The organism is Arthrobacter sp. MYb224 (genome assembly GCF_002975455.1).
Classification (GTDB): domain Bacteria; phylum Actinomycetota; class Actinomycetes; order Actinomycetales; family Micrococcaceae; genus Glutamicibacter.
Genome location: NZ_PCPU01000014.1, coordinates 1 through 26,027 on the forward strand (window position 1 = coordinate 1; position 26,027 = coordinate 26,027).

At 50.6% G+C, this 26,027-nt stretch carries 14 protein-coding genes and 1 pseudogene; 3 read left to right on the plus strand and 12 right to left on the minus strand.

What is annotated here, in order from left to right:
* The first annotated feature begins 450 nt into the window (after positions 1-450).
* Together CQ017_RS17470 and CQ017_RS17475 are read left to right on the plus strand one after the other, a co-directional pair.
* A complete protein-coding gene (locus CQ017_RS17470; RefSeq protein ID WP_105554772.1) occupies positions 451-1,023 on the plus strand; it encodes a hypothetical protein in 573 nt (190 codons plus the stop codon).
* 33 nt (positions 1,024-1,056) lie between these two features.
* The gene (locus tag CQ017_RS17475) at positions 1,057-2,040 is read left to right on the plus strand and encodes an IS1634 family transposase (RefSeq protein ID WP_181150587.1); all 984 of its coding nucleotides are present in this window, start codon (positions 1,057-1,059) and stop codon (positions 2,038-2,040) included.
* Between the two features lie 874 nt (positions 2,041-2,914).
* On the opposite strand, the gene CQ017_RS17480 is transcribed toward CQ017_RS17475, so the two are convergent.
* From CQ017_RS17480 to CQ017_RS17525, 9 genes are all read right to left on the minus strand, one after another.
* Positions 2,915-3,928, minus strand: coding sequence for an NYN domain-containing protein (locus CQ017_RS17480; protein WP_105554774.1), 1,014 nt, complete (start codon positions 3,926-3,928; stop codon positions 2,915-2,917).
* Between the two features lie 124 nt (positions 3,929-4,052).
* A complete protein-coding gene (gene wecB / locus CQ017_RS17485) occupies positions 4,053-5,237 on the minus strand; it encodes a non-hydrolyzing UDP-N-acetylglucosamine 2-epimerase (RefSeq protein ID WP_105554775.1) in 1,185 nt (394 codons plus the stop codon).
* Between the two features lie 28 nt (positions 5,238-5,265).
* Entirely contained in the window at positions 5,266-6,498 is a 1,233-nt protein-coding gene (wecC, locus tag CQ017_RS17490; protein WP_105554776.1) for a UDP-N-acetyl-D-mannosamine dehydrogenase, read from the minus strand.
* Positions 6,499-6,628: 130 nt separating this feature from the next.
* A complete protein-coding gene (locus CQ017_RS17495; RefSeq protein WP_146112530.1) occupies positions 6,629-8,374 on the minus strand; it encodes a glycosyltransferase family 4 protein in 1,746 nt (581 codons plus the stop codon).
* A gap of 9 nt (positions 8,375-8,383) precedes the next feature.
* Positions 8,384-9,559, minus strand: coding sequence for a glycosyltransferase family 4 protein (locus tag CQ017_RS17500; protein ID WP_105554778.1), 1,176 nt, complete (start codon positions 9,557-9,559; stop codon positions 8,384-8,386).
* 49 nt (positions 9,560-9,608) lie between these two features.
* Complete coding sequence (locus tag CQ017_RS17505; RefSeq protein WP_105554779.1) at positions 9,609-11,522, minus strand: glycosyltransferase; 1,914 nt, start codon at positions 11,520-11,522, stop codon at positions 9,609-9,611.
* Between the two features lie 126 nt (positions 11,523-11,648).
* A complete protein-coding gene (locus CQ017_RS17510) occupies positions 11,649-16,649 on the minus strand; it encodes a glycosyltransferase (protein ID WP_105554780.1) in 5,001 nt (1,666 codons plus the stop codon).
* Between the two features lie 571 nt (positions 16,650-17,220).
* A complete protein-coding gene (locus tag CQ017_RS17520; RefSeq protein WP_146112531.1) occupies positions 17,221-19,035 on the minus strand; it encodes a hypothetical protein in 1,815 nt (604 codons plus the stop codon).
* Between the two features lie 65 nt (positions 19,036-19,100).
* The gene (locus CQ017_RS17525; RefSeq protein ID WP_105554783.1) at positions 19,101-19,508 is read right to left on the minus strand and encodes a hypothetical protein; all 408 of its coding nucleotides are present in this window, start codon (positions 19,506-19,508) and stop codon (positions 19,101-19,103) included.
* 1,003 nt (positions 19,509-20,511) lie between these two features.
* On the opposite strand from CQ017_RS17525, the gene CQ017_RS17535 reads away from it, so the two are divergent.
* Positions 20,512-21,645, plus strand: a complete 1,134-nt coding sequence (locus CQ017_RS17535) for a hypothetical protein (RefSeq protein ID WP_105554785.1) — start codon at positions 20,512-20,514, stop codon at positions 21,643-21,645.
* 1 nt (position 21,646) lies between these two features.
* Here CQ017_RS17535 and CQ017_RS17540 read toward each other — a convergent pair whose 3' ends face one another.
* From CQ017_RS17540 to CQ017_RS17550, 3 genes and pseudogenes are all read right to left on the minus strand, one after another.
* Positions 21,647-22,630 (minus strand): hypothetical protein, encoded by a 984-nt coding sequence (locus tag CQ017_RS17540; protein WP_105554786.1) that lies wholly within the window; start codon positions 22,628-22,630, stop codon positions 21,647-21,649.
* 264 nt (positions 22,631-22,894) lie between these two features.
* A pseudogene (locus CQ017_RS18585) lies at positions 22,895-23,125 on the minus strand (integrase core domain-containing protein); the annotation flags it as partial.
* Positions 23,126-23,356: 231 nt separating this feature from the next.
* Entirely contained in the window at positions 23,357-26,002 is a 2,646-nt protein-coding gene (locus CQ017_RS17550; protein WP_181150588.1) for a heparinase II/III family protein, read from the minus strand.
* Positions 26,003-26,027: the final 25 nt, after the last annotated feature.

Genomic DNA, 26,027 nt, shown 5'->3' on the forward strand with positions numbered 1-26,027 from the left:
CGGAATCAGAAACGGCCGCCGGGAATCCCTTGGTCGTGGATTTCGGCGGCCGTCAGAGACCTCATGAAAAATCTGGGCTAGTAAACGAGAGAACACGATCAATGGTCGCGATGCGATGATTTAGTAGCGTATTGCACCAAGTACCGCTGATCCTCATCTTGACTATTCCACGGCAACACATAAGCGCGTCAATCCAAACCATCCGGTGTGGGCCGGTGACCATTGTTGGGTGGGCGAGGAAGTTCTGTTGCTCAAGGGTGCTCTGATTAGTTCCGGAAGTATTCTTGGCGCGAGAGCACTAACAACTTGCAAGGTAACTTCAAATTCATCCGACCTGTTTCGTGCCACGGTTTGTGATAGAAAACCTCAATAGGTTCATGACCTGATGTTATGTTTTCACGTCTTGACCGAAATACTTACTAATAAATAGGTTCCCGGTACCCTGAACCCATGGGTTCCCGATTCATCCGCAAGGTCCGCACCGCATCCGGCGCTGTCGCCGTGCAAATCGTGGACCAAACCGGACGCACCACCACCTCCGTGGAACACATCGGCTCAGCGAACACCGACGCCGAACTAGCACTGCTGCTGCACTCCGCCGAACAACGCTTGCATCCAGGGCAGCAAGCCTTTGACTTCGGCGATGTGGAACAAGAACCCCCATCCCTGGACGAAGTCGCTGACTGGACCAAGAACGCCGCAATGCCCGACATGATTCCTGACCGCGGAAGACCCCGAACCGGCGCCACAGGCACCGCGAAAGTCGTTGCGTCCCCAGCTACCGAACTATGGGAAATCCTCACCGCAGCCTATGCCCGGCTTGGGTTCGAAGTCCTTGATTACGAGGGCTTTCGCGCCATGGTGCTCGCCAGGCTCATCGAGCCAACATCCAAAGCAGACACCATCAGAGTGCTCGATGACATCTGTGCACCGCACCCGTCCTTGCGGACCCTCTTTCGCAGCCTGCATCGCTGCCACGAAAAGGACTACAAAGACACTCTGGCCAAAGCCATGATCGCCTAGCGAACCCAGACCGTGGGGCTCGGAGCAATGATCATGTATGACGTCACCACCCTTCACTTTGAGTCGAAAAAGGAAGATGACCTCCGCAAAGTCGGCATGAGCAAAGAACACCGGGTGGACCCGCAAATCCAAGTCGGGCTTCTGGTGGACCCGGCCGGGTTCCCGCTGGAAATGCATATGTTTGCCGGGAACAAGGCCGAGACCACCACGATCGTTCCGGTGGTCCAAGCGTTTCAGGAGCGCCACGGTATCACCGACATGGTGGTCGTCGCTGATGCTGGCATGCTCTCCGCCGCGAATCTGACCGCTTTGGAAGACGCTGGGTTCAAATTCATTGTTGGCTCGCGTATGGCCAAAACACCTTATGACTTGCAAGAACATTTCGACACGAAAGGCAACCGGTTCGCCAACGGGCAGATCCTGGAATCGAAGCGCGTCATGGGAGTCGGTGCAAAAGGCCGTGAACGCCGAGTGATTTATCAATGGTCTGCGAAGCGTTTCGTCACTGATAATCGGAACATCAATCTCATGGAACGCCGTGCCATGGGCATTGCTGAAGGCACAAGCCAGATGCGTAAAGCACGGTTCGTGAAAACGACCGGGACGAAGCCTCAAGTCGATGAGGCACGTATTGAGCGAGCCCGTATGTTGGCCGGGCTCAAGGGCTACGTCACGAATATCGAGCAGTTGGTGATGAATGGTCAGCAGGTCCTTGATTCGTATCATGACCTCTGGCATGTTGAAGCGTCATTCCGTATGACCAAGAGTGACCTTTCCGCTCGTCCGGTGTTCCACCGGGATGAGGACGCCATTGATGCTCATTTGACCGTGGTGTTTGCTGCGTTGGCGATTGGCCGGCATTTGCAGGAGCTGTCTGGGATGAGTTTGAAGCGGATTATCACCGACTTGAAGGGCGTTCGTTCGGCGAAAATCCAAGTCAATGGTGATTATGTGTTGATACCTGCTGAAGTTTCTGCCGAGCTTCGAGAGCTATTGAAGAGGCTCAAGCGTGGATAAAAGTACTTACTAAGGCTTTGGCACGAAACAGGTCCGAGGCCGGCGTTCCAGCCAAATCAATCGGCAACGACGTCTTCTGGCTTCGACCATCGGTACATGCTTATATGAAGGCCCAAACTGAAAATCGGAGGAACATATTAGTGATGGCTTTGTCTTCGCGGCAGATGCTGGCACTCTGGACATCGAGGACCTCGATCCAGCGTTTACGAGTGCGACCACACGGCTAGAATGGGAGCAATGGTGCCGTGCGCTTGGTTCTGCGACGGGTAAAAATCGATTCATCATTGGTCCACCTGCATGGCGCAATTAACTACACGACAGATATACGAATCTAAGAATGCCTCGCACAACGGTTAGCGTTGTACGAGGCACCTTCTATCCTGGGCACGTTGCTTCTGGACAAAGTACCAACTGATCCGGGTCATTAGACGTGCGTTCAACACAATTGCTTTGGCTCATTCTTTAAGAGCACTCCAAACGCTAAATACTCTGCCCTGCGTTGCGCCTAACAGCACACCTCAGGGCAGTAATCGGGTACCTAGCCCATTGGCATTTAGGCACCATTACCGGATCCGTCACTCACTAGTACACGCAAGAACGATTCGAAGTTAACTTCTCGTTCACGCATTCATCGGATGTCATTAACTCCTGCTGATTATTATATTAATAACGACTAACAGGAGAAGCTATTTCATGAATAACATAGCAAACGCACGGGAAGCAGCTTCAGATTCGAGCGTCTGCATCCACTGCTTTGGGGTACACACTTTAGGATCAAACTCCGTATATCCTGCGGAATTCTGCTCCATGGATGCATAAAATTCGGTATTATTTTCATATTTCGAAATACGCCAATGCACAGTATTCGGACATCTTAGGTGAGCCGATCAATTTCATTCCAGAACGCCGTCCGTAATGCTCGTCGTATAGTTTGCTTGTCTGTCTTCCACTCCCCTAATGCTTGGGCACTATCTCTAAGCAAGGTGCGGTCAATTTCAGGTGGTAGCTGCGGACGATCCGCGATAATTTCAACGAGCTCACCCTGAGTGATACTCGACAACCAAGTCGTAGCCACTTTGGTACCAATGTCGGCAGCTGTTTCAAGCTCCCGCTGGTCCTCAGCAGCTTGTCCTTGATATCCAGAACGTTCGTTATCACTACAATAAACGACCTCAGCGCTATAGGTAATCACCTGCTGCGATTCGAAATTTCCTTTCCGACGCTGCCCCATGACGGCAGGCGTGGGAACGTTGCTTTGGGGCTCGGCAGGTACTTCCGGCTTTGGAACTGAACCAGCTATTGATGCCACTCGATCTACATGGGCACGATCCCATTCCAATACACGCGTAAACGAGCTATCAAGTAGTTGATCTGATATTACTTCGATCGCATCTGCAGTCAACGCCAGGTGTTCAGCGACAGAGGCCACACCCAACCGGGAATCAGATTTGGTAACGCCTAAAAGTACTACCTTCATTCCAAGATCTTGGGCTTCCTCAACGGCCTCGGCTAGATCATCATCGCCTGAAACTAGATAGGCAACTGACGCTGCTCCGTGCCTAGCTACCCCGACTAGGTCTAGGGCGAGCCTTAGGTCAACGCCCTTCTGCTCCCCGTTGTACGAGATCCGTCCAAGACGAACTTTAACGCCTGATATTAGGCCAATACGTTTATGTTGCTCAGTAAATAGACCATCTCGCGAAGCATCGTACCAATAAACTCTAAGGTTGTTCAGTCCCGTATTTTTTTTGACGGTTTGAACAATGCCTCGTATCAGCGATTCATAGTGTGTGGTAAATGCGGAGCGCAGTGTTGTCCCGGCGACACGGTGCCCACCGAGAGATAGGAGAAATCCTGCATCGATAAATATGGCGGTTTGATTCATCATAATATGATCCTACGCAGAATCGTTCAGGTAATCCGTCCGCACCCCCGCTGGGTCCATAAGGCGCCCATAAAGAAGAAGGAACCGACTCGCTGGGAATCGGCTCCTTCTATTCAATTGCCGGTGCTTAGATGCTGGTTGCTCGCATCATGTCATCGGCGTCGGACAGACGCGAATCGAATTCTTCGATTCGCTGTCCTACGCCAAGAAGCTCAGCAATAGCTGCTACGGTACGCTCTGAAGCCTTACCGTCACCGTACGGGTTAACTGCCGTCGCCATCTCGTTATACGCAGCGGAGTCATTGAGTAGTTCCGAGACAGAATCAAAGATTCGTTGTTCGTCGGTACCAATAAGACGCACGGTACCTGCGGTCACGGCTTCTGGACGTTCGGTATTCAATCGCATCACTAGAACAGGCTTTCCCAAGCTCGGGGCCTCTTCTTGCACTCCACCCGAGTCGGTCAAGACCAAGGTTGATGCGTCAATGATGCGAGTGAATTCGCCGTAAGCCAATGGCTCGGTCAGCGTGATGTTTTGGATTCCATCAATTATCGGCAGTAATACTTCACGCACTGCTGGGTTTCGGTGCAATGGCAGAATGAACTGAACATCTGGCTCGGCAACGGACAGGCGCGCCAGAGCACGTCCAATTCCGCGCATCGGCTCACCCTGGTTTTCGCGACGGTGCGTAGTCACCAAGACGATACGCTTGCCCGAATTCACGAGTTCTTCCAGTTGCGGATCAGTGAAGGGAACCTTCTTCTCGACCACGGTCAACAGGGCATCAATCACGGTGTTACCAGTGATAACAATGTCCTTGCTGGCGAAGGTTTCGCGTTCAAGGTTACGCTTACTCAACGAGGTTGGAGCGAGGTGAACGCTGGCAATCTGGCTGGTCAGCTTGCGGTTAGCTTCTTCCGGGAAAGGCGAGAAGATATCGTAGCTACGAAGACCCGCCTCAGCGTGCACCACTGGAATCCCACGGTAGAACGCTGCAATAGCGCCAGCCGTGGAAGTTGTGGTATCACCTTGGACTACAACCGCGTCCGGCTTTTCCTTTTCAAAAATTTCGTCCAAACCAGCAATGGTCTTGGTCAACAAGCCGTTGAGAGTCTGACGCGGTTGAATCACGTCAAGGTCATAATCCGGAGTAATCCCGAACAATTCGTTGACCTGATCCAGCATTTCGCGGTGTTGTCCAGTAACGACAACCACACAGTCAAAAATTTCAGCCTCTTTCAAGGCCTTGACGATCGGAGCAACCTTGATGGCCTCCGGACGAGTGCCATAGATCGGCATGATCTTTTTCATTTGAATATACCTGTCAGATGGAAAGCAGTTAGCGCCAGAGACCGCGAGTGTCAATGACTTCCTTGCCAGCAAGGGTGGTTGCTGGGACCGACTTGAACTGATCATGGTCAACCAGCAGGGTCACAACGTTGGCTGCTTCCAAGGCTTCATCCATTGGAGTCAAAGCCAAGTTTGAAATACCTTCAAGCTTCTTCGGAAGTGCCTCAACGTGAGGTTCCACGGCCAAGAACTCAACCACTGAGTTAGCCAGTGCAAGCTTACGAGCGATTTCGATGGATGGCGACTCACGCATGTCGTCAATATTTGCCTTGAACGCAAGACCCATGACTGCAACCTTGCCGTTGAAAGTATCGAGCTTGGTAGCAGCCTCAACCTTTTCAATAACCCAGTTTGGCTTAGCATCGTTGGTGTTACGTGCCATGCGAATCAGGTTCGACTCTTCAGGGGCTGCCGAAACTATGAACCAAGGATCAACTGCGATGCAGTGTCCGCCAACGCCTGGGCCTGGCTGCAAGATGTTCACGCGTGGGTGACGGTTAGCTAGGGAAATCAATTCCCAAACGTCAATATCCAAACGGTCTGAGATCACTGAAAGCTCGTTCGCGAATGCAATGTTCACGTCGCGGTAGGAGTTCTCAACCAGCTTCGCCATTTCGGCGGTCTTGGCGTCCGTGGTCAGGATTGCAGCCTGGCAGAAAGTCTCGTACAGCGCCTTGGCCTTCTCCGCGGCTTCAGGTGTAATCCCGCCAACGATACGGTCGTTGGTCACTAGTTCTTCCATCACATGTCCAGGAAGTACGCGCTCCGGGCAGTGGGCAACCAGCAGACTGTCAGTGGTCAGATCCGGACGCTTAGCGAGCAGGTAGTCTGCCATGTGCTGAGTTGCACCCGGAGGGGAAGTCGATTCCAAGATGACAAGCTCTCCACCCCTGAGCTTCGGAGCAATACCATCAGCGGCAGCCTCGATGTAAGACAAGTCGGCGGTGTAGTCAGCGTTGAACGGGGTAGGAACCGCTACGATATATGCTTCGGCTTCTGGCGTTTCAAAGCTTGCGCTGAGCGTTCCTGCTTCAACAGCCGCTGCAACAAATTCTCCCAGAGCTGGTTCAACAAATGGAACTTCACCTTTGTTAACCGCTTCGACGGTACGTGGAGTGACATCCACGCCTTTAACGATGATTCCCTTGGATGCGAGGATTGCGGCAGTAGGCAACCCGATGTATCCCAAACCGATGACGGCAACTTCTTTAATGCTGTTCACTAAAGTGGCTTTCCTTCTGGTACGAGTGTGTTTCGAAAATCTGGAGCTTACGAACGATCATATACCGCTAGTTTTCACAAGGTAACCAGTAAACCCTATCCCAAATCAAAACTGATGGTAAGGAGACGCATCACATCGGTTTATTTATTACTAACCGGTAAAGGCGATCTAGCTTTTTGGCATTTTGGGACCAGGTGCGAGTCCGGAGCACAAAATCCCTACCTGACTTCCCCATCAATTCGACCTTTTCAGGTGTCTTGGCCAGCGTCGCGATAGCACTCGCCCATTGCTCCACGTCACTTGAATCGACGAGGTAACCCGTGAGATCCTCTTTGATCAGCTCCCTGAGCGCTGGCAAATCCGAGGCCAAAACTGGCACTTCCGAGGCAAGAGCTTCGACCGGCTTCAATGGCGTCACGGCGCGCGTCACCGCACTGTCTTTACGTGGCAAGACAAACAAATTCAAAGACGCATGATATAAATGTGCCTTGTCTCGAGGCACTCGACCAGTGAATTCGCAAGAATTCTGGATGCCGAGTTCCGTTGCCAGTCGGATCAAGTTTTCCTTGTCGGTACCGTCGCCGACAATAAGTACCTTTACCTTCTCAGCGTTGGGCCCCAGCCGCGCCACTGCGCGAAGCACAGTATCGATCCCCTCATAGGGAACTAGGCTACTGACAGTTCCCACATAGAACGCCTGTTCATCCAAACCTAGTTCACGGCGAGCAGCGGTGCGATTTACCGGCGCTTTAAGGAATTCTTCGCCAATACCATTAGGAAGAATTTCTATTTTATTTTCTTCCAGTTCACCAGCCGTTAAGTTATCTTTCATCTGATCGCCCAGTGTGATGACGTAATCTGCATTTGCGGCGACATAAGATTCACGCTCACGGAAGAGTTTATAGCGCTCAGAATTCTCCGCTTCCGCTGGACGAGTCGACAACCAAGTATCTGCTAGCTGGCCTCTAACTTCGTACACCCAAGGAATTCCGGTTGCTTCGGAGACAGCCTTAACCGCTAGTGCATTAGAGAAATCGGTGGTGGTGTGAAGTATTTGTGGCCGATCGCGCAACACCTTGGCCAACAGTTCTTCGGCTTGTTGCTGGATTCGCCCGGCCAAATCATGTTTTGCCCGTCGCGGGATCAGCCGCTCATATTCAACAGAACCAACTTGATCCGTTGCATTTGCTTTAAAGACGCCAATATTTAATGGATAGTTCACCCTGGTGCAAGCACGCGTGTTCCATCCTTCCGCCGCAAGGGCCGAAAGCGTGGAATGGGTTCGTTGCGCATAGCCACTGCCAGTGTGGGGCAACGAATTAGTTGCTAAGAAGACGACAGTTGCTGTACCGGCGTCTTTGAACGATGAAAGTTTCGTTGGTGGCAGCTTAGGTTCAGCACCCAAATAGACCTGGCGTTCAGAAACATAATGACGTTTCTGACGACCTGGTCGAATGCGTTCAAGGAGGGTAATCGCCTCGCTCATATTGCCTAGGCCCCATTGCAATCGCGCGCGGGATCGTATTGCATTTGGCGATGAGTTCGAATGCCCCAAGAGATCCGAGGCGGTCTCCCATTCGCCGCTGGCGATACAAAGGTTCGCCAGGAGCACTGCGCCACGTTTTGAGTTGGAGTTCTCTAACCAACGCCGGCAGGTTTCTTTCAATTGAACCGAATCGTCAGAAATCATCGCCGATATCGCTGAGGCGAGAATATTACTTCTGCCCAAGCAAAGAACCTTGTTCAGCGCCCTAACCGGTCCATTGTTTTTGAACTTTCGCGTAACTTGAAGCGCAAAGTAACTTGGGTCATCAGATAGGTTCGAAAAAACCAATAGTGCGGTGTTCATCAGATTCGAAAACAACTGAGTATTCACAATATTGTCCTAGTGCTTGTCTGCGCCGGTAACGACGTCGCTTAGAAGCTTGGCATAGGTATTGGCTGCGTCGCGCAGTGAAGCATTTTTTCGTACCCAGCGTGATCCATGTTCATAGGTATTGAGCAAGTCTGGATTAGCTGCCAGGTGCGTCAGATATTCGGTTAGTTCTGGAACGCTTTGCCCTACAACTTCTCCGCATTCGGCCGCTGTGATAATTCCAGCAGCTTCACCTCGCACCATTCCGGTGATGTGCCGATCTAGATGCAGTAGTTCATAAAGTTTGGAAGGTACGGTGTGGTCAAAGCTTGGCCAGTCTGGACGCAAAGAGACGATACAGGTATCGGCCCAAGCATAATTATCCAGCACTAACTCGCCATACACCGATTCACGGAAATCAACTTTCACGTCAAGCTCATTGGCAAGCTCAACCAGACGACGTTTCTCGGTTCCGTTGCCTACGATTCTCAAGGAAATCTGATTTTCGAGAACTTTTGCCGCTCGTATAAGGGTATCGAGTCCTTGGCTGCGACCTATGTTTCCAAGATAAAGTACACGCAGAGTCCCAGTTCGCGGCTCATTGTGGATTTCTATTTCGGGTCGTTCAATTTCAACACCGTTAGGAATCGTCGCAACGTTATTGACACCGTTTAGGCGCATTTTTACTGCTAATCCGAGAGTCACAGTCACCAGCAAGTCGCTTCGCTTCACGAGATATGCCAAAGCATGAGAGACCATAGGTTCAAGCCAACGCCATTTTAAAACCTGTGACTCACGCAAAAGATCGGGCCAAGCATCGCGTAAGTCAACTACAAATGGAACACGCCGAATTTTACTGACCACGTAGCCAACTATCAGAGTCGGCAATGCCGGCACAGTAGCAATCACCACATCGGGACGCGTTGCACTTAATGCAGCAGGCAAACTCAACATGGCATCAACACCATGTTTAATCACTTTCCCAACCATGGATTTTGATTTTCGCAGTGATCGGTAGCGTTTGACGCTTACACGTCGGTTGTCAGCGAATGATGCCGTGGTGTGCACCGAGCTACCCCTGTGCTGCGGCGTAACGACGGTTATTTCATTGCCTAGTTTGGCCAGTTCATCAGCAATAACAGACCAACGGCGTTGCGGTGGCGAAATCTCCGGAGAAAACGAATGAGTCAGCAACATGATTTTCATTTACTGTGCGTCCTTCGGTCCTCTTACATAAATTCGCACCTGACCAGCCCTAAAAGAAAAGGTGCTTGTCATTGCGCCCAAACCATTGAATACTACCAGTCGCAGTGAGTTCGGAGTCGCTCAGTCCCCAGGTGTGGGCTTTCCCATCACCACTACGCATTTGCATGAAATTGAACCGATCGCTTGAATAGATGGTTCCACCACCGGCGATAACGTCACGCAGGAACTGCGTATCTTCTCCCCTGCTACGAGCGCCAAAAGGAGTTTTCTTGAAGACTTCCGCATGGCCAAGCATAGTTGGTCCCATGACGAGATTAGTAAACCGGTGCTCACGCTCAGCAAACCGCAACAGCGTCGCGTCCGAATCGGAAAGGTACATGAAATGAGCTTGTTTACCGACCACAGACGCGCCGCTGTAACGAAGCGCAGCAACTTGATCAAAGAGATAGTGCGCACCGTAGATGTCATCGTCATCCATTTTCGTGATGAAGTCACCGTTCGCCTCCGCGACGGCAACGTTAAGGCATTCACCCAGTGATAGATCTGAAGACAACTCAAGAATCTTGTAGTCGGCAACATTCGCTTTCGCAGTCTTGACCGCAAACTCTTCGTGGTCAATGGTGAAGCCGTGCGTCACCAAAATTAGCTCGGTATCAACTTTGACTTGGGACCCAACCGTGGAAATAATATGGTCAATCTGGTGAGGGCGAATCGTCGAGACAACTGCGCTGACTTTCGGGCGCGTGGCCATTGAATGAGCAGACGACGGCGTCAGTGGCAATCCGACAAACTCTTCAACCTGACGCGCGCGATGTGCGTAGGTGTGCTCCGTCCAGATCCGACGCTGTCCAAGGTGAACCATACGATCGCGTAATTCTGGACTCTGGACGATACTGCGAATCGCGTTCGCAGCGTCTCCACGTGTTGAGACTTCTAGAACCTCTGATGAATCAAAGAAGTTGCTAATTGCCGCGCTGGGTGCCGATATCACTGCGCTACCGGCCGCTGTGATCTCAAAAATACGACGTGCACACATGCTCGGGGAATCAACGACTGAATTAACGTTTAGGAAAACGTTGTAGTACTTGTACGCCGAAAGCATCTGCTCATAATCCAAGGACCCAACCACATGCTGATCATACGGAGCGGGGAACTGATACTTTTCTTCGCCCCCCTGCTGGCGTGAGAAGATATCCACTCCATGAGGGAGTTTGTGCGACACGTCGATTGCACCGCCGAGCAAAATTTCCATTTGCTCACGACGTTCCGGGAATTTGTGGGCGAAGTACATTCCCGCAAAAGCTACGTCGCGTCGCTCTTGGTTGAGCGGACGTACCGGGTTATGAAATGCGGGCTGAGCGGCGAAGCTCAGGGAGGCCACTCGATCATGGCCTAATTCACGCTCGTAGTCGACGATTTTTCGCTCATCCGAGGTGAACACAAAATCAAACAGGCGCGCACAATCCAAGAAATCTTCAAAGTGAGGAGGGTCTTCTTTATTCCAGAAAACCGCAGGAATCGATTTCTCTTTAAACGAATTGACCATGTCAACTAGTGCTGGTCTAGGTGCGCTGGTTCCGGTCAAATGGTACTGCCAGACTTTATTGTTGCCCGCCCATGCGGATTCAACGAAGAGCAAATCAAAATCGGTCACGCCAAGATGTTTACGCCAGTTTTCGGGGGTGATGAATGTGCAGTCCCATTCTGGGCCCCATGCTTTTGAGCTGAAATCATCTAGGATGACAGCAACTTTTAGAGTTGCTCCAGTATGCGGAGAAGGTCTGTAGGAAACTGGGGGAAGTTGAAGACCAAGCTTGGTCTCAATGTCACTTCCTTGGTTCTTGATATACCCACTGGTCCGAGACTCGTAGTCTTTGCGCCGGTACCATTCCAGCATCTGCGAGATCCCGCCTTTTTTAAAATGCCATGCAGCGCGACGGAGATTATTCGAGTTAAAGTTCATAGCCAGATGCGGAGTCTTTCAATATTGAGGCGAATGTATACCATTCTAAAGGCATATAACCCTTGTTGCCGGACCGGTTCATTTAGCCAGCCCGGCGCAAACGGTTACGCGGATCTGCTGACAACCTTAGATACTTTTGCGCAACGCGATCAGTTTCCCATCCTGGACCGATTCAGGATTAGCCAAAATTGAACGGATGGAAAGGATCAATGGCTGCAGAACTTTCTCCGTGCTGAGTCCCATGTCGTTGATAGTCGCCAAAACTTGTTCATGTTCAGCAAGTGAATTCGACCCAGTGATGAAGCGCTTGAGGAAGCCAAGCTGTCCGTTAGCAAGGTAGTCAATAGCACCTTGTCCACCCTTGTATTCACTTTGCGCGCGAGTCATGAGCAATAGTCGCATAACTTCCAAACGCTCAACCACCATAAAGTCGAAAGTTTCTTCACGACGAGAGATAGAGTTGAAGCGCATGACCCGCATATAGCTTGCTTCGCCCACCTCTGAAGCCGAGGTGACGAACATTCCAGGTTTCTTCAGCAACTGGGCCATGAATGCCACGTCTTCACCGCTGCGCAACGAAGAATCGTATTCGCATTCTTTGACAAGCCACGTAGGTATCAGCTTGGCACCGTTCATACCCAGTGCACCTGCCCTTTGGGTCAACGGTAGTACTCGTCCTGCCAACTCGGACACACGCCTGGTAGTAGGAGTATCTCGGTTGATAGCCCCGGATTCTTCATCAACGTCTGACAATCTACCGAGGACAACAGTATGGCTTTCTGCCCTCGAATATAGCGAGAGTAGGAAGTTCGGTTCCAGATAGTCGTCATCATCAACAAAAGTCACGAAGTCTTTCGTTGCTTGTTCGATTCCATGGTTACGTGCGAGCGCAACGCCAGCGGACTCTAAACTGAGGACTTTAACTCGTATATCTGTATGTTCCTTTGCCCATCCTGTAAGCAGCGCGACAGTTCCATCATCTGGTCCATTGGGAACAAAGATTAGTTCAATCAAGGAGGAAGGTAGCTTCTGTCCGACAATGGATTCCAAGAGACGTGGAAGTCTCGAAGCCCCCATATATGTAGCCACGACAATAGAAACTCCTGAACTACTAAAATCTGCGAGCGAAGCAGTTTTTAGTTCATTCACCGGTGCGGGAGTAAGCGCACGAATACAGGTAGCTTTTGCACCGTATTGAGTCTCAATTTCAATCTCGTAAAACCCTGCTTCCGACTGACTAACCCTAATACGCGAGGCATCACTAACTCGGTATGTAGCAATCACATCTCGAATCAGTTGGTCTTTAAGCAGAATTTTGCTATCAATGTCGATGACAGGCTGTAAAGGATCCGAGTCTAAATCTGATGACGCTTGGCCCAACGAGCTAACCGATAGCTGGCCAGCCACGATCCCCCGCGGATGCGAAACCGCAAACCCAGCTGCCCTGAGAATATAAACACCAAAGTCTAGTGCGGTCCTGCCTTGGCTAAGTTCAAAGCAATTGTTCCAAAGCGCTTCGTTTCCGTCTCGCTCGTCACTATGCTGCTCGTAACGTAGCAATGCATCTTTGTCACCGATCTGGTTCGAATCAGACCACCGGTTGTCTGTCTTCCAGCCGGCCAACACAGGTCGTGAATTGATTAATCCTGCTGCCAGCGAATCCGCGAATTCGTTAGGTTCTTCACAGACGGTGAGCGTGCCAAGACGCGAGAGCGAGATTTGCGGAACAATTTCATTGCGAATAGTGGCTGAAGCGTTAACCGCAACCTGATTGGAGTTCGGGTTCAGTCGCATGTAGGAAATCAGTGACTTCCTATCACTGGATATTAGAACATCACATTTACGCGCTAGTTCCTTGCCCTTCGCGAGAGTTCCGGGATCTGTACGCGACACGAAAATCGATCGCGCGCCCATCAGTCGTGCGTGAATGATGGCCTTTTGCACCAATGCCTGGTTTGCAGGAGCACAAAGCACTGCCGACGCTGCAAACTCCGAATTCGTGTCAACGACTTCTGCGTAGTCAATGACAAAGATATCCGGTGCCTGGTCTAAGACGTCAATGACGTTGTCTACGGTGCATACCGTCACTTGTGCAAGCATTGACAACGAAGCTAAGGAAGCTCCCCCGCCAGCGTAGGCGACCGTCAGCGTTGCCGGCTTTGCGGTAGCGCTGTGCGCCGAGTCGGCGGTTAGAAGCTTAACCAGCTCCTCGGTCAATACTGTGTGCAGTGGCAAGTCGGTGCTCAGAGCGACAGTCACACAATCACGACTCCCGTTATCCAACAGTGCGTCTGTATTCGCTAGTACGGCTTGATAAATCTCATGTACTGGATCATCGTTGCGGATCTCGTCAAAGACGGAAAGGAACTCTGCCGCAAGACGGCTTGATGCCGGTTGCCATACGAATGGAATTCCGACGCGTCGTGCCGCCAATAAGGTAGCCAATGACTCCAGCATTCCACCGGTTGCCACGGCGACGGAAGCCGCGGTATTGCGGAAAATTGATGCGATCTCCGAAGCCGCCTGAGCAAGGTAGTAATTGCTTCTGAGCGAGCCATCGAAGATTATCGAGTAGTCAAAGATTCCACTATCAAGAACGCTAGCTGCTTGCGAATCAGTTTCTCGCCCAGGTATGGGGATCTCAATGCCGATATGAGTGAGGGCAAGACCATCAGTGAGATGCGCAATGTCCTTCTTTGAAGTCTTCAGGTCAGAAACAATAACTGCTCTATTAGGCGAAGCCTGATAGACACAGCCTGCAACGCGCTTGAGCAATAAGGACTCTAAACTCATCGCGGTTTGGAAGACCCCACGGACCCAGTGTTCCCATTGCTTCAGTTCGCCGGTGTCATTCGCGGTCAACTTCATATTCGCGTCTAACAATGAAATCGATGTGGCGTAGTCCTGTACCTTCCAGGATTCAGAAACCACGTTCAAAAGACTCGCGGCAGATTTACTTGACTCATGCTGCTCAATCAGAGCTTCAAGATCATGGTTCGAAGTAGTAACCGAGTTGGAAAGTTCCTCCTCAGACTGCTTGCATTCATGGATGAGTCTGATCCAGTTAGATTTAACAAATGAACGCGAATAGCGGGTCGAGAATTCTTGGACTTCCAGAGTACGAGCAGCGTGTGTTTGCTCATCGGAAATAGTTCTGAGAATTAGCGCGGCAGCTTCTTTGGCCCCGGAAACGACGAAGTCACTCGGGTAGATTTCAGTGGCTCCATCACGATCCCAAATTATCGGAAGGGCACCACTAGCCATACCTTCTACCGGCGCAAGGTGGAAGGTCTCCCGGTAGCTCGGTGAAAGCATCCAGCCGATCTTCCTGAACCAACCAGCCATGTCTGGACCAAAACCTTCGAAGGCAATGTGTGATCGAAGGTTCTTGTTGGCGGCAATGCGTGCGTAGAAATCGCGATATGCAGCCTGGTGAGCTTGTTTTTTCCACTCCCACGAATAATTCCATGGATCATGCCCACGCATGTGGAGGATGAACCGATCGTCATACTCTAAGAGTTCTTCTAGCAAGTCGAGAGCACGATCGGGTCGCTTCAGAATTGGTACATAGCCAGCCATACCAAGATGGAATTGTGAACCATCCAGCTTTGGACGAGCGAGATCGCCGAAATCAACCGTGTTCGAAATTACCGATGTCTTCGAGGCTGGCCAGCCTTTAGTCTCAATTGCCTTCTGACGGTAGAACTCGGAGACAAACACAATTTGATCAACGTTCCCAATATCAAGCTGGTCTATCCACGGCTGAAGTAGCTCGTAACCATGGAGCCGAACAATTAGCTTCTGCCCTTCGCGCTTGTTCTGCGCGTACCAGATGGCGTTAAAGCTCGCGAATTCACAGATAACAACATCTGCCCATTCCACGAATGGCTTGCTCTGTGCCGGGTTTGGAGTTGAGTTGTTCTTCCAAAGATCGATCCGAAGCGTAAAATCTGCCGATTCGTTGAGTAGTTCAACTATGTCGCCAGCGAACTTATAATCGGCTCCAGCGAGCACAATATTTGTCTTGTCGACAGCAACTGTTTGCCCCTTTTGGGTGCCAAGAGTGTCCGCTACTCGGGATTCAAGGGTCACGTTGTAAGCGTCGATTCGGTCCGGATCTATTCCAAGATCGAGCAGTTCCTCCGCAGGTGAGATCTCTGACAGGGTTCCCCGGACGCTATGATTCAAAAAGTTATTTACGGAAATCGGTACGATGCCTTTCGACATGTAGTCGAAAACTAGGAACTCAGCCAGCCATTTCTCCGCAACGTCGGATGGAATCAGGCCTAAGGTCACATCTGTTGCCGAACCATGGATCTTCTCGCTACAGATCAGGCCAGGGATCGCCGCGGCCACCGCGGTGCTCGGAGAATTTTGCAATTCGCCCCAAACTTCAGAGGAGTCTTGGAAAACAAAGTTGAGCCTAGATTCGCCAAGCTTTGAAAGCTCAGCCACTTGTGATAGCTGGCCAATGTACGACTTGGGATGAATCAACCCCGGAAAGACGACAGTTGCGTGACTAGCATCCACGTAGGAATCACCGAACTCTGGCAAGTCAGTAAAGCCGTCTAGAAGCACTGGCAAGTAGGTCCTGCCATTTGCCGCCGTAGAGCTATTCTCGAGAATTGATCTTTTTGCTTCGCTAAAAACGAAGACTTTGCGAGATCCGAGGTAAACCCCATCAACAACAGTTTTATTGGTCCATGCCGCGCGATCAATTTCTTCGGAACAGTCATCCAGGAATGCCCAGAACTTATTGGCTATGGCGCGGCCACCTGCAATGCCGCGGCAAAGCGTCCAACCGAACCCAAGAACGATGTCATACCGGCTTTGTCCACCGTAACGGACCGCACGTTGCGCCAACATACGTGCGCGATTTTTATCAGAGTCCGCGTCAATGGGTGCGTCAATGAGTGCTTCGACATCAAGATCAAGATATTCGATCGGGAAATCTTCAATCCGGCCGGCAGGATGCAATATTACTACCTCCGCGCCAAAGGAGCGTAAAGCAGAAATTTGCTTCGCTACAAGCCGTCGATAATTGTTTAGGTTGGCTGATTCTTCGTCAATCACGCACAAGATCGTCTTGCCAGAAAGAACGCCAACATTGTTAGCTTCGTTACTCACTATTAGTCCTCCAGCTCAAACCGTGCGTTTACGTGGCGCATGATGCAATCAAACTCCGGCGAGATTTTTGCTCCCTCGTCAAAGTCTTCCGTATTGCTATAGGGGAAGACCACATCACATGCGCTTTTGATACGGATAACAGAGAATGGATGCTCGATGCTGGGACAGTCCAGAAACCACACCGGGATACCGTTCTGTCGTGCGGTACGGCATAGCTCGTAGACCTCTTCGCGTAGGCTAGCTGCGCTTTCCGTTAGAGTTCCGAACCATGGCCCCTCGGATAATGCTGCTCGGTCAATTAGGACGGTTCCGGAATACAAGTTCGACAGGACTTGATGGCTCAAGCCAGGTGTCGCGACTGTGCAATCTAGTCCATTAGACTTCAATTCATCAGCTAGCTGAAAGCTCAACAAGCCATAGAATTTACTCTCTGTTCCTATCGGTAGGCCTGAGCCGACTAGCCTGGAGAGAGATAAACCAAGAGTGTTTTGTGGAACCTGCGGGGTTGAAGCTCGGCCGATCTTTGTCAGCACTTCTTCGAGACCCTCTGTACCTGGCGTTGATACCGTCATTATTTGTTGCCTAGCTTCTCTTCGATTATGCGTATTAATCCCTCAGCAATTGCACTAATGTCACCGAGTGGTGTTTGCACAGTCGCCGGCTTCAAAGAGAGACTACTGCCGTCTTCAACGAAGGCCCATGACTTAGATTCAGAGCCTGCATAGTCACTCCATTTCGAAGGCAGGTAAGGATTAACCGAATGGTGTTCACCTGACCTTGCATCATTTACGAGCAGGTAATCGAACTTCTTCGTAATCCCCAAGAACTTCAGGTATGGGAGTGATCCGTTCAACGTCACTTGATGCTCAATTCCATGAGCTCCAACCCCGCTAATGGCCCTATCTACCAGGTCGTTATAGGCTTGCGCAGACATACCGCGAGGACGTGCTCCGGAACCGCTAACCGGAATATAGTTTGTGAATACATGCAAATGGACCATGGAACGGTATTTCTCAGGGAGCATCCGGATCGCGGTAGTAACTTCGGTCAATCCACGCGTGGCGTAGAACTCGCCAAAATAAGCTAGGTTAACGAGATTTGAATCAACCTCGTAGTCCACCACTTCAGCCTCATAAAATTCATTCGGCAGCGTTGGGTGGTTACTAACAGTAGATTTTTCTGCGACTCGTTGCTTCAACTTCTCGCTGTAAATATGACTCAACATGATGCTTTTTTGGTGGTCATTTGTGAACACTATTTCATCAGCATGCGCGTAGACGATGATCTCGGCAAGAGAGAAAATTGTGCGTTCTTCTTCTGAAATGAGGCCAAATTCGGCTTCTATAGGTCCCGTCAATTCCCTGACAAATTCATCGTCTAACGGCGCACCGCCACGGGGCAGTCCCTCGACATCGAGCGATAGTGGATCAGAAAATTCTGCTACCCATTTAAGGGTCGGATTTTGCTTCTTGATGAGCACGCCTGCATAGTGCGAAGGTGCCCACATGGCGCGCGTGTAAAAGTAGTCGTACTGGCTGCCTGCGTTGATTTTGTCTTGGGCCATTCTTGAGGCGCGTATCGCATAAGCCTTGAACGCACTCCAGGTTGCCCATGAAGGAACCATAGGTAGGAAAAACTTGCTGTAGACGTAAGGTGCGGCAATTCGTTCAATAGTGCCATCAATTTTTTTACGATGTGCGAAACTGCAAGCAATGACATCGTAAGAGTCGCCACTGGCTCGGATTCTCTTGGAGGCGACAACGGCTCCGGTATCCGTGTAGGGCGAAAAGTTATATAACACGGCAAGCGCATTCGGTTTCTGCTGCAGCCGAGACCATTCAACATCAAGATTATGTGTAGTAGCTAACTGATCGTTGAAACGAGTCCGTTCATATTTTGAGAGTTGAGAGATATATTCCCGGATCTCCGCATACAGCGCATCTGCGATTGGTCGATATACGTCCATTCTGCGCGAGGTCACAAACTCTCTAGCTCGCATTAGCGAGCGCAGGTCGACGATGTACTTCTTCGCAGCATCATCGACTGACCGTTTCGGTTCTGCTGCGATTGTCAGCGTGTCTGCTTTGGGTTCTATCGAAGTATCCTGAACGACCGCACAAGATTCCGAACGCAAGAAAAGTTCCAAGGATAAGAAACGATGTCGTGAATTCCAAGATGAATTGCGGACAAGCCGATATTCATCAGCCGACATCCTCAGTTCCAGGCCAGCTTCGTTACCGTCAGATAGGTCTGCCGTTGACAGAATCGATTTCACGACGACTGCTGAAGACAACGCCCCAGGCTGTGTGGTCTCGTGCTCGCCTACTTCTTTTTCTCCTGACACAGTTACCTGCGTTTTCAGAAGTTCTATCGTTACAACGTTCATGCGGTGTACTCCCTGAGTGTCTGATCAGCCCATCAAATAACGACTGCAAATGATGAATGAACGGACTATCCGCGGTGGCTCTTCTTCATGAATTCAGAAATCTGCGCCTGCAAGAAACGAATTTCCTCAACCGTTTTAAGGTGAAGTTCACGAGCTACTGGGCTTTGCTCTCGCGAGATTTTCTCCGCTACAGCGACAAGCCTCTTTGAAGCTTCATTGGTTGCTTTGTCGGCAACAGGAGCCGAGCCGAGATTAACATTTCTAAGTTCTTGCCTGATCACTGTACGAGTGTCATGAATAGACTGCTTCTGCCGAAGAATCACAGCGCCCCACGCCAGCAAAGATCCAAGACCCAGCAGCAGCAAAGATACCTCAGTGCTCAAAAAGGAAACCAGAGCCCCAGCTAATAAAAGAATGCCACCGAAGAGTGGGGCGATCTTGGCGATTAATTTTATTGCAGAACTGCGTGACACGGGGCTACTCCCAAAGAATTAGACGGCGCTGACTTGGTAAGTATATCCATCGTCTTGTCAAGATAGGGAATTCACCATGCCGTTACCTTTGCAATCCTCCCGATGGGAAACATTGGGTGAATTTCATGCGAAAACTGATACTTTTTGTTCACTGAAAATTAAGATTAAGAGAGAATCCGGCACTCGTGATCCAATGCATACTGTTGGACGTCGTGTTAATTGCCGACCACTAGGTTGGGACCCTTCGAGCGGACCAGCAAGTATGCGATAGCTTACTGATTCTCTTTAACCCATTCATCGCAAAACCTCGATGGCGTCATTCCATCCAAGGAACTATGTGGACGTACCCGATTGCAGATGTCCTTCCATTCATCAGCTGAACCGCGGCCCCAAATCAGTACAACGGGTGGTTGGAAACCGAGCTGCGGGGTGGCGCATCGCGCTTCTTGGATACCGCGGCACCGATCACATACATCGATGGTTCGTCGCTGGATCCTGAATGGGTGGTATCACCTAGCTACATTCATCTGAGATCGCCGGATTACGGTTGGGCCGCGTCCTAGTTCAGCTAGTCTAAGAAAACTAAGCTCCCACAAGGGGCGCATTTTTGTGCCCTCCGTAAGAGCTTCGGGGGGGGGTAACTGCTCAGAACTACCGATGGCGATTTGTCGTGCTGACGTTTCATTTCTTCAATCATGGCAAGTAGATCTGTCACGATATCCTCTCGCACCAGGTTAAGTGGATTGGCCGGATTGTTATCCAAGGCTTCAAGCTCCATCAACAAGGCAGCATGCTTTCGAGTGACCCTCTGGAATTCGGGGTTAGACTCGTCATCCTCTTCAAAAATCGAGTCCAAGGTCGAAAGCATCAATCAAACTCCCGATTTATTGAATCGTCGTTATGCTGGGCTGATCATTCCTGTCCAAAATCTACGGTGATTTATAAGACTACCCAGAATCCCTAGTATCATCGTCACTTGACTACGAAAAATAGGGATGCATAAATGACGAAGATTGCTTTTACTGACATTGATGTTTCAGCGGACGGATGGCTCAGGTGCAATGTCACCCGAGAAACCACCGAGCAGTTTCGAATTCAACTACCCTACAGTTTCACCCCCTCGACGGACCTTATTGCGGCTGCTTATGCTTCACTTTGCGGGCAATCATTCCATGAAGTCCAGATCGATCTTCCACTCGGTAAGAACCAAGTCGCCAATCTTGAAGTGTCGCTCAAAGCCAAGGTCACTCACAAGTCAGGCTTAGACATTAGGCATCGTCCAGGAACCGAACGGGGCCTGAACTTCTCCGGCGGATTTGATTCGCTGGCTGCCAAAGAGATTCTCGGTGAATCGCACCTTATTTCGCTGGATTTCGGCGGAAGTTTCAGCCGTGAAAAAGATTTCTTCCAACGGTTCAATCCGCTCACCTTCCGAACCAATATGACCGCGCTCAAGCTAAATACATACACGTGGCAGTTCATGGGTATCGGATCCATACTCTTGCGAGACGAACTGCAACTCGGGTCATACTCGTTTGGTTCGATCTTGGCTGGTTCTCTACCAAGGATCTTCTCACACCCTCTGGATCAGAGCACAGGCGGTATCCCGGTAGCTAACGCACTCGGAATGAAGATAGAAAACCCGGTGGCTGGTATCACCGAAGTTGGTGCGCTTCACGTGGCTGCCCGAAATAATCCCGGGCTGCTGATTGATGCGCTCATTTCGGTTGCGCTCCCGAACGAGGACAAGTTCCAGCGCAAATATCAGATGGTCGAGGCGATCTCAAAAGATCTTGGATTACCCACCAAAATGCCTGAGGTGACTAACCGGAGTACGAACGTTGAGTGGGGCGTGTCCTTCGCAACCGACCTCTCATCGCTTTATGTCGCCAAAATGCTAGGCAGTGAATATATCGCGTCATCGTACAAGGGCGGGATTCCAGCGAAGGTCATCGAAGCGCTAGCCGATATAGATCTATCGTTCATGCTTCGCGTCAACCCGCAGGCATACGCAGGTGTGGACCCGTCAGTGCTAGCGCAGTGGTATAGCGCGCTAGCATTAAATGGGATCACTCCTTACGAGCGTAAGGATTGGTTTGAATCCGCTAAGGTGATGAAACTTTTGCGCGGGGAGTAAATTACCAATTTTGGTTGCCAGGAAGGTGAGCGCTAATGTTGGCGTTGCGCGCCTCCTGAACTTTCGCGGGCACTGTGAATCCTTCGGGGTTTACCCATGATTCTTCGTTAACAGGGCGTGCCCGCATTTTGCGTACCCTACTCAACCCAAACTTGCCTTCCGCGATCCAATAGTCGGCCGGGACTGCCACGTGTCCACTGCCTGTAAATGGCCTTGAAATCGCGAATTGGCCCTTGAACGCCGAGAATACATGTTCATTCTTGGCACCAGATTCAGCGAGGAACGGTGTTAGGTGCTCGCGCATGTGTTCCCCGTCGCCGGTGTTCTGCACGTATTGCACGACGTTTCCACGGTTCCAATTTGGGTCGTTATAGATATCTGCGATTCGGAAGCGCTGAGGGCATTCAGCCATCACCCCGTCATACCCCAGCCCAGTCCAACCCGCAGCACGCATGGTGTTTGCTATTGGCCCTTCGCGGTACCTGAATAGGTCTGTCTGGGGGATCTTAGGTACGGCGACTGAGAATTTGAAGCGAGCGCCGAAACGCATAGCTGTGAATCCGCCAGCGGACGATCCCTCAATGATCAGGTACTTCGCGCCGGTCACTTGCATCATGCGTCGAACGAAGTACTCCATCCAGTCGTCAGGGTTAATATCGGGAGTTCCGAGGTACCAGGACAGGGTGGTGGTGTCGCTCAGTGTGAGAGTCGGGTCTGAGAAAAGAATGTATGAGTCACCGGATTCTCTTGCCATGTTGACGGGCGAGAACATGTGGGATCGGGGGTAGCGGGGTGACTTGGCTGCATGAAATCCGACGCGGAGAACGTCGGTTTCAGTTGATGCCATTCCGACCATGAAACCGAGTTCCATACCGTCGCCGATATCCATCGTGAAGATTTGTTCGTCATCGCCGAGGGTTGGCTCAAACGAATCATGCGATCCAAGATGGATTTCTTTGCTCTTGTATAGCGGGTGGAAACTCACTGGTTCTCCTTGAAAATAGACTCAACCAATTATCTACGGCGAGTACTAATACTCCAATTCAGGTTCAGTCATTACTTGTAACTTCCTGAACAAGCCAACAATCAATATCCCTCAGACCTTTTAGGAGCTGCCTTGTCTGGACGGAAAATTCCAAGTCAAGTGAGACTACCAAGCCTTAGTCCGCCATTTTTTCTCCGTCTTCATGTTCAATCGATTCGTTGCTCCATGCAACTTCGGGCAGCAACATTTTCTTCGGTAACCGGTTCATCCCAAACCGCTCAGGATGCTCCGCCCGTGCCTGTCCAACGCCGCAAGGCGTTGGACATCCATGTGCCTAATCATGCCGGAATGCACGTCGGCAGGAGTATAAATCCCCAAACCCGAATGACGATGCTCAGTGCCATACATATGAGCAAACCGGCCCATACAATCCCGGGCATGCGCTAACGAACCAAACTGCTCAGGGAATACCGGCATAGACTTCAATGTCTTAAACCACGACTCGGAATTATCTCGAACTCAGGATAATTCCAATTATGCCGAGATCGTGATTAGGCTGAGCCGCCATCCGGACGATTGGAACCAGGCAGGTCACGAAGTACCAGCTGCCTGAAAAGCTCGGCATAATTCAGAAAGCATCTAGGTAGCCGGGCAACGAGTTGGGCCCTTCGTAGATACCCTCAGAATACTTGGTTGAACGTTGCAAGTACGCTTCAAACGTTCTTTTCAATCAAAATCGTTTTTTGTCGTCAGATCCAGTATCTCCGTATTGAATGTCGGTAGTTGAGCTGCTCCATCACGGATAAAGACTCGTACGTGATAGTTCCGTCCAGCTGTCACTTTCCATCTCCTCACAGGCTCGTCCGAGTAAGGTGACTTCGCAAGCAGTTCATTACCGCTATACAAATAACAAGCCGCAACACGCGCATGCAGGAGATCCCCCACGGCAATGACTAATTCCGTTGAAGTTTCGTCATACCTCACCATGTATGGAACCGACACTTTTGACCCATTTAGTACGGCATGACGCGCAAAATCTCGGTAGACCGTACCAATGTCGCCATGGCTAACACCAGGAACGACAGAAACAGAAATAGGTTTCCCCGAGGCGGCGGTCATTTTTTCGAAAGGTCGAATATGGCCCAAAAGATGATGGTCCTCAGTACCAACTAGAACGGACACGCGTGTGTGCCTTGATCCATCTTTTATAACATTAGAAAGGATCTCATTGGCCCATTCCCTATCACCAGGAGTACTCCCCCCAGCCAAGTACCGCAATACTTCTGGTGCATGTCCAGAAGTGTAATTACCTATCAGTATCTGTGGTGCTCCAACGATCACACGCCCCACACGTGCAGCATAACCATGAATCAATGCTGCAGAACCGCCCTTCGACGACCCAATAGTTGTAATTTTAGAGCGATGTATCCCTAAGGATTCGGCAATATCGGCGATCAAAGCCTGAACTGAGTGAAAAATTGAGGTGTCGCGACCGTGGGAATAATAATATGATCCGCGTTCACCGAAGTCATCCAGAATAAATAGCTTCGATGTTTTTGTCCCCCGAAGTGCAGAACGATAGTCATGTGCAAAGTCGCCGGGTTGGCGCAATGACGAAAAAATAACGGTAAGAGACTCCGTAATTGAGCTTGGCTCGACCTCAAGAAGATAGCGGAGTGGGACGTTGCCAGCCGAAGTTAGCCACTCACCATTCGGTTTTACTCCACGGTCTACAAGGACGTAATCACCCAATCTAACATCCGTTGTCACAGCCGCAGTGCCAGCGAATAGCTCAACCTCTAAGGCCGTAGATTCCTGCACTTTTCCCATTGATGAGAAATGCAACGCTTGTTTCTCAGGATTCTGATTTCCTCGGAGTAGGTTGAGTCTGAGCGCGGTATCGGATGAAACGAGAACTTCTCCGATTTTCGAACCATCACGATAAAGCTCAACTCCACTACCCCGTAATACGGGAACCAGATCTGGGCCAAAGTGCCACAAATACGTATAGCGGTGTGATTGGTCGGAGCTCACCTTGTCTTGGATCCTAATGTGCGTTTTCTCCGTAGACTCGCCTTGAACTTCTACCTCACGTGAAGCGATGACTCCGTCATAACGCGAGGTGAATGCGCAAACCCGTAGCTGGTTCTCAGTTGACCCAAGATCTTGGAACCAAGTCTTCTCCATTGCCCCGTCATGTCTTTTGAGTCCTTTCCCGTCGACCAACAAAGTGTTGTGGCCAAAGGACGAGTACGCGTGCTGTACCAATGGATCCCCATAGTCATACCCGTAGGGGCCGGCATCATCTAGTATTGGCACTCCACCAGACTCAAGATATACATTGAGCTCGTCAGAATGTTTATGGTAAGAACCATGATATGCATTCGCCAGCATCAGGTACGTAGCGTTTCGATCCGTCCAACTTGTCCTAAACGCCGCATATCCGCTTTCTTCAAACACAGCAGCTCTGTTTACGGGGGGAACTCCTCGCTCGTGGGTCACTGCCCATTCAAACTCAGCAGAATCAAAAATCGAGATAGCCTCTACAGGGATTTTCTCTCGGCTGGTGTCTCCAAGAGGTACGAAGGCCGAGCCAGGCGTCGTAGCATGAAGAGCGAATTCTGCTGCTTGGACTAGTAGTTGTTTTAAGAATTCTGATGGCGGCAATCGCATCGCTGAGGCAAGGTTTGAGTAGTCTGCCAGTTTTTCGCAAACGAGCAAGTGATAAACAGGAGAATGTTCCTTGTGAACACCGTCGACTCCAAAAGTAGTTCTCGCGTAGGTGAGAATCCGGTCCCATACGTCCAATACTTCAAATGGTATCGGCCGTTCTTCGAGTTGGAGCATTGCACCGTAAATAAGCAAAGCACCGTCCTGAAGCATCCCATGATTGTTTAGCCCAGAATGGAAAGTTTTCTCAGAGAGAAGAAGTGCTGTTGCTTCCATGAGGGCTTCAAAATGGTCACCAAGTTTTGGCCCGATAGGAGATCGATGCAGCGCCATTAGGGACTGTAAGCGGAGCGCCGTGGTTTCATCGTGATAGGCCATCGGATCGTCACCGGGACGGAAGCCAAACTTGCTGGTCCAATCTTCAATCACGGTCTGTAGACGAGTTACCAAGGCGATTCGCTCGTGGTTGTTCAACTGATCCCAAGCGGTGGTCCAATCCACCATATATTCAAATCCATGAAGCCAGCGCAGTGTCGATCTCGGATGAGGTTCAATCCACATCTGCCCGTCGGCAATATTGAATACTTGCTGCTGCGTAGAGATCACGACGTTTTCGTTAAGAAAAGTGCGTGCGTGCTCCAGAGATTTCTCTCGTCCCTTTAGCAATTGCTTGCGCACTGTTTCTTGTAGCGCTGCAGTCATCCCTGACTCCATCGTCATGTTTAAA